5 protein-coding genes are annotated in these 6,603 nt (G+C 40.6%); all 5 read right to left on the bottom strand.

Features of this window, described 5'->3' with window-relative positions; genetic code table 11:
- Positions 1-639 precede the first annotated feature (639 nt).
- Complete coding sequence (locus tag FFM78_RS09120; protein ID WP_137638131.1) at positions 640-2,712, bottom strand: LTA synthase family protein; 2,073 nt, start codon at positions 2,710-2,712, stop codon at positions 640-642.
- 195 nt (positions 2,713-2,907) lie between these two features.
- Positions 2,908-3,144 (bottom strand): YkuJ family protein, encoded by a 237-nt coding sequence (locus tag FFM78_RS09115; RefSeq protein WP_137638130.1) that lies wholly within the window; start codon positions 3,142-3,144, stop codon positions 2,908-2,910.
- Between the two features lie 158 nt (positions 3,145-3,302).
- On the bottom strand, positions 3,303-4,322 hold the full coding sequence (locus tag FFM78_RS09110) for a lysylphosphatidylglycerol synthase transmembrane domain-containing protein (RefSeq protein ID WP_137638129.1): 1,020 nt from the start codon (positions 4,320-4,322) through the stop codon (positions 3,303-3,305).
- A gap of 3 nt (positions 4,323-4,325) precedes the next feature.
- Positions 4,326-5,348 carry a glycosyltransferase family 4 protein gene (locus FFM78_RS09105; RefSeq protein WP_137638128.1) on the bottom strand — a complete coding sequence of 341 codons (1,023 nt, stop codon included), beginning with the start codon at positions 5,346-5,348 and terminating at the stop codon, positions 4,326-4,328.
- A 33-nt stretch (positions 5,349-5,381) separates the two neighbouring features.
- Positions 5,382-6,560, bottom strand: coding sequence for a glycosyltransferase family 4 protein (locus FFM78_RS09100; RefSeq protein WP_137638127.1), 1,179 nt, complete (start codon positions 6,558-6,560; stop codon positions 5,382-5,384).
- Between the last annotated feature and the right edge of the window lie 43 nt (positions 6,561-6,603).

The raw sequence follows: 6,603 nt of genomic DNA, 5'->3' as shown, positions 1-6,603 counted from the left end.
AGCCAGGATCAAACTCTCATATAAGATGAAAATTGATTGCTCAATTGATTTTGTTGCTAGCGAGTTATAATTCAAATTGAATTGACTTCGCAAATGTTTGCTTTATCTAAAACCGGTCCGAAGACTAATCAAAAATAAAGACCCTACACATTTGATTTGTCGAAAATTTGTTCAGTTTTCAAAGGTCTACTGCGTTGCTTAACGCAACTTAATTAGTTTACCATGACCAGCAAAGCTTGTCAAGAACTTTTTGAATAAATATTCAATTAGTTAAAAACAAATCAAGCTACGTCTTGCTGCATTAGGCTTTCTGCTTGTATAAACATGCAATCAGGAATGAATAACGCAACAAATGACAACTTTATTAGTTTATCAGGCGCCGCAATGCTTGTCAATAAAAAGTTTTAAAACTTTTCATCAGCGCCAAGGACGGTAACTGACAACAACAAATACTATATCAAGATTTCGCCGCAGCGTCAAGATTGCCTCCAGTACTTTTCTGTAGGTGATTTCCGAACTTTATCAAATGATTTTTAAATAAAAATCGGTATATTACGTTGGTCACCAATTCACTTTGTATTATTCACCGTATTGAACACTAAAAAACCGATAGATTCAACGAAATCTATCGGCTAAAATTTATTTTTTTAATTCTGGTGCGTCCGTCTGATATTCAGACATAGTCGACTTGCCATTGTTTTTTGAAACCACACTTGTCTTTTGTTTCTTATTGGCCTTCTTTAATTGTTTCAAAGCCGCTGACTTTTTATAATTATAAGCGCCTTTGATTACTTTTTTGAAGCCACTTGGTTGATAAAAGCGTAACAAATCGCCATTAATAACCTTATCAGAGGCTGCTAAACTATTAGTAACGTAATTTTGCATGTCATTAACGGTTCGCTTTTGCGTTGCCGTCAACTTTTTCAATTGCTTACCGGTAGTGCTGTCGTAATAGTCACCACCATATTTAGTATACGTTGGTGAAACAAAATCACCATCACGGAAAGCAACAGTTTGCTTGCGATTAGTAGCAAGCAGATCACTACCAAATTGAATCGTATCAGTATTTTTGACACCTAATAAATTGAGTAACGTTGGTAGAACGTCAATCTCACCGCCGTAGGTATGTTTGATGCCACCCTTTAAGCCTGGCATGTGGATCATAAACGGTACCTTCTGGAAATTAGCCAAATCATAATTGGTTACTTTCTTCTTACCTAACAATTTGGCTATCGCCGGTTTGTGATTATTCGAGATTCCGTAGTGATCGCCATATAAAACAACCATACTGTTCTTTTCTAAACCACTCTTCTTCAACCAGCTCATAAATTCGCCAACAGATTGATCAAGATAACGAGCAGTTTGCACGTAGGGATCGACTGTTGAATCACCTGTATTAAATGGCTTGATCGATTCATTTTGTGAATCAATAATATAAGGATAGTGGTTGGTAACCGTGATCAGCTTCGCATAAAATGGCTGTGGTAATTGCTGAACATACTGTGCAGCATCCTTCAAGAAAATCTTATCCTTCATCCCGTAACCGAGATTATAACTGGCCTTATTACCATTTGCAAAGTAAGACTTACTAAAGAAATAATCATAGCCCCAGGATTTATAAGTATTATCCCGATTCCAGAAGCTAGGTACGTCACCGTGAAAAGCGGCCGTTGTATAGCCTTGTTGATCAAGAATTGCTGGCGCGGCCTGGAAGGTGTTAGTGGTGCCGTCCATAACCATCGCTGAACCCTCCGGCAATCCATACAAACTATTTTCTAGCATCATTTCAGCATCAGCAGTTTTCCCTTGACCTACCTGATTATAGAAATTATCAAAACTCAAGGTATCCGAAGAATGATAAAGCTTATCAATATTCGGCATGACTTCTTGACCATCCCACTTATAGTCGATCATGAATTGCTGCAGACTTTCTAAATGAATGATAAAAACGTTTTTGCCTTTAGCCACACCAGAATATTCAACGTTAGGCGCAACCCGATTCTTAGATAGAAATTTCTGAACACTTGTTAAATCAGAACTATCGGCGTTAGCTTTAGTGGCATTATTTTGAGTAGTTTTAACCCCATCATAAACAGTATAAGCCTCTAACCCCAGGTATTTAACAATATAGTTGTTGTCAAATGTTCGGGTCAGTAAACCAGAGCGATCAGATTCAGCCAAGCTTAAGTTAGCACCAAACAATAAGACCGCTAACCCAGAAACAATAGCTGCATAGCGAAATTTGAACGCTCTGGTATCCATTTTGATCCATTTAAAAGCCAGTACAATGATCAAAACGATCACGTCTGCAAAAACTAGGAAATCAGTTGGATGGATAATTCCGGCAATACTTTGATTTAAATTGTTAGAAACCGCGCTAGAGCCCTTCATCAAATTGAAGGTTAAAAAATCAGAAAATTCCCGATAATACAAAATATTAGCAAATAACCAAGTTGCCATAATGGCATCGATCAACAGCATAAACCAATATGATTTACGACCACGCATGTATAACGCTAATCCTAGTAGTAATACAGCGAAGGGGACCGGATTAAAAGCAAGCAACAATTGCTGCATACCACCGCTGACCCCTAAACTGAATTTTGTTTTGTACGCAAAATACGATTTGATACTAAACAATAAGACTGCGAGGATAAAGAAGCCAAGTCGCGTATTAAGCCCCGACCGCACTTTCTTTAAAGCTTGCCCCATAATGATACTTACCTCCGTCACATAAAATACGATTCAAAGTCTCTTAAATCATACTGGATTTACTTGTGAAAAACAATTGCTGGTCACAAGCTTCATGAAATATTTAATATTATTAATACTAAACAATCGTTAACAAACCCAAGCTAAGTAAGTTTGCCAACGACTGTCGATTGATTTTATTCAGTTGAAGACTGATTAGTCATCAAGCAGATCATAGATTTCCATCGCAATTAAATCAATATCATCGAATTCAAATTTCTGATGGTTAGTTAATTCTTCTAACTCGTAAGTTTCTGTTTGTGGGTCAAAACTGACCAGACCACGTTCGTCACCGTTTTTTTCAAAACGGCGCGTCCGGACTTCGTCATCCGCAGAACCTTGCTGCATGGCCTCCAAACGACTGATGATCGCAACTAGCTGTGAGCTTTTCATGACGTGACTCCCTTCATTCGATCTTTACCCAATAATGATACCAGAAAATCGAGCTAAGTGAGCGTTTCAAGGCTAGTTATTTCAAAAATAACACTTTTTCTTACGCAATTAACTGCCAGATCAACTTCACAGCTAGCTTTTTTCATGAAATTCTAATATTAATGCTGAATTTCTTTAACCTTATCCGGCTTGACCACTAAAGCAAAGATCCCGATAAACATGCCTAAATAATAAGTCATGATTCGCCACAAGATCATCGCTAACACCAATTTACTATTAACGGCCACAAAAGTTGCAAATAAAGCCCGAAAACTGATCTCAGCACCGCCTGAACCACCAGGGATCGGAAATAATGAAATGATCATGACGATCATAATGTGCATCACCAGGACCTCAACAAAGTTAGGTTGCAGTCCTAAAGCCAACAATACAAAATACGGCACGCTGTAATAAAATAAAAGCTGAATCAAAGTCAGAATACTGGCTTTGATCAGCATACCGGTCTGATTTTTGATCCGCAAACTTTCTCGGTAAAAGTTGTCGATTTTTTGATTCAACGTTGTTTCTAATTTAGTCACCCGTGCAGTCGACATAAACCAGCCCAACGGTCGCATCAGCAACCGTACTAAGCCTTTGGTAAAGTTATACCAATACATGATCAGCAACAATGCAGTGATCACAGTTAAATGGATAATAAAGCCAAAAACCACTAACCAGGCTAGATAAGTAAATTTGGCCGCCACCAGTTTAAAGCCAAAAACCAAGGTCAAAATAAAATTCAATAGCACCATCGCTTGAAAAACGATAAACTTCATCAATAATAACGAACTGGCCCGACCACCATCAACGCCCGATTGCATCAGTGCAACTAATTGTGCGGGCTGACCGCCAGAAGAAAATGGCGTCAGTGAATTAAATAATTGCTCAACCAAGGGAATTCGTAACGCATTCTTAAACGAAAAATGTTCTACCCGGCCTTTTAGTAACAGCTTGACCACGAAAGCCTCCATCACCCAGTAAAGAACCATACAGCCAGCTGCAGCAGCTAGCCACCACAGATTTAAATGATAAATCTCACGGATCAACTGACTTAAGCGAACTGAGCGAAGTTCGTATGCAAAGATCCCGCCACCCAGTAATAGCATGCCAATCAAAACAACAATATTTTTTCGACTCATACGTCAACCCTCTTTGGCTTGCTCTAGGTAAAACTGCTGCCAGATTTTAGCCAAGCGTTCTTCTGAGTAGTAAGCTGCGGCAGCACGGGCCTGTTGTTGCATATAAGCCAAGGCGGCCGGTTTTTGGCGCAAATCCGCGATCTGCTGATTCATGGCATCAACATTAGCCGCTGCCACGTAATACCCAGCAATGATCGAACGGTACAGCGATAAATCGCGTAGTAAAACGGGTGTCCCGCAAGCAAAACTTTCCAATACCGACATGGGAAATAATTCATTATAGGAAGGTAACAGAAATAAGTCGCTGATATTATAATAATTGACCAGTTCCGTTCGCTCAATAATGCCAGTAAAACGTAAATTAGCCGGTGGTGCATCAACAATTTTTTTATACCGTTGATAGCCATCCGTCATTTTGCCAAAAGAAAAGCCACCGGCCCAAATAAATTGAATATCTGGATTGCGCCGGGCCAATTCAACAAAATCATCGACACCTTTACGTTCCTGGATCTGTCCCGCACCTAAAACAACAAATTTCGTAGCCGGAATCCCTAATTGTTTGCGAAAAGCAGCAATTTGTTCTGCCTTTTGCGGAAAAAATTCCTGGCGCGCAACAAAATTAGGAATATACGTAATTTTGCTGGCCGGAATTTGGTAAGCAACTAATTTAGGAATGAAACTTGGATTGACCACCACTAAATGATCCATCCGTCTATAAAAAGCAATCACATAGTGATAAAAAAGGCCTTTAAACGGTTGGGGAATAGTTAAACTGCCCTCTAAGGTTTCCGGCAAAAAATGAACATACCCAATTTTACGACCACGCCGCCGAGAAAAAGTCGAAATAAAGAAACGGGGGTCAATAGTGTGGTAGTGACTGATATCTGCACGACCATATTGATTGATGCTCACCTTAAACTCATTTTGAAAATGGCTCTCCAGCAGGCGTACCAACTCCATATAGGCACTGCCGACCCCTTGGCCCTTGACCTTGGTGGCGCTAGAAAACATGTGTATGTCTAGCATGTTATTTATATCTCCAATTACTAAAGATTACTGTTACTCGCTGACATCGGCTGAGTCGCGATGTTGTTCGGCGTAATAAACCTGCGTATCCCGATAGAAACGAACCACCTGTTCCGCAAAATGCTCAGCAGAAATCGAATATAGCTTCTGCTGCCGTGGTGCAGGATCAGAGTAACTATGCGGGTGAGCTAAATAGTTCAAAATCTGGTGGATCATTTCCCCCTCACTGGTGAAAGTTGTACCAATAGCCGGATCGTCTAAAAGATCATCAGTATACGGACTGGCCGCGGCTACTGATTTTAACCCACTGGCCATCGCCTCAACATAGGTCAGGCCTTGAGATTCTGAATGTGACGCAGACACAAATAAATCGGCCATATGGTAATAGGCGGAAACATGATCATTGGGAACTTCACCGGTAAAAGTGACGTGATCACTGATACCTAATTGCTCGGCCTGCTGGGCTAAGTCTGCCCGCGCTGGGCCATCACCGACGATCACCAATTGAACCGTGGGTTGTTTGGCTAGAATCTGCGGTAAGGCAGCAATGATCTCATGAATATTTTTTTCATAAGCAACCCGACTAAGCGACAATAATACCGGCGTTGTTGGCGCAATACCTAACTTCTGGCGACAGTCGGCGGGTACCGGACGTTCATATTGAGAAATGTCGATACCCGTAGGAATGATCCGCATCGGTGCCTTAACTTCATAACTTTGTAATGTGGCCACCACCCGCTCACTAGGGGCGATCACCCCATCTATATGGTGCATATAAGCACGCATCGCTTGCTTAACATGATAGGGCCGCAACAATTTGCCATTTAAAATATAGTGCAGGTAATCCTGATACATTGTATGGTACGTATGAATACAAGGAATCTTCAAATTCTTGGCCACAAACTTGCCGATGTAGCCCATAGAAAACTCAGTCTGATTATGCACAATATCCAAATCAAGATCTCGTGCTACCTGATAAGCATGAAATAATCCACGCACCGCAATACGCCGATCCGTAAAGGAGACAAAAGGAACGCTGGCAAAGCGGAAAATATTCGGTTCAAATTCGTCCTTATCCACATGTGGATCAGTGGTCGTGAAAATATAAACAGAATGGCCTTCACGTTCCAGCTCATCCCGCAGTGTTTTGATCGAAGTTGCCACCCCGCTCACTTGTGGAAAGTATGTATCTGTAAATATACCAATGTTCACGCGCAATTTGCCTTCTTTCCAAACCAGTTTGATGAATTAATTA

The organism is Loigolactobacillus binensis, assembly GCF_005405165.1.
Taxonomy (GTDB): domain Bacteria; phylum Bacillota; class Bacilli; order Lactobacillales; family Lactobacillaceae; genus Loigolactobacillus; species Loigolactobacillus binensis.
Note: the sequence above shows the minus strand (reverse complement) of the source record. Positions and strands in the feature narration are given on the sequence as shown.

Coding starts and splice junctions, on each gene's coding strand:
- FFM78_RS09115 (WP_137638130.1), bottom strand. CDS start 3,144: ATGAAAAGCTCACAGCTAGTTGCGATCATCAGTCGTTTGGAGGCCATG.
- FFM78_RS09105 (WP_137638128.1), bottom strand. CDS start 5,348: ATGCTAGACATACACATGTTTTCTAGCGCCACCAAGGTCAAGGGCCAA.
- FFM78_RS09120 (WP_137638131.1), bottom strand. CDS start 2,712: ATGGGGCAAGCTTTAAAGAAAGTGCGGTCGGGGCTTAATACGCGACTT.
- FFM78_RS09110 (WP_137638129.1), bottom strand. CDS start 4,322: ATGAGTCGAAAAAATATTGTTGTTTTGATTGGCATGCTATTACTGGGT.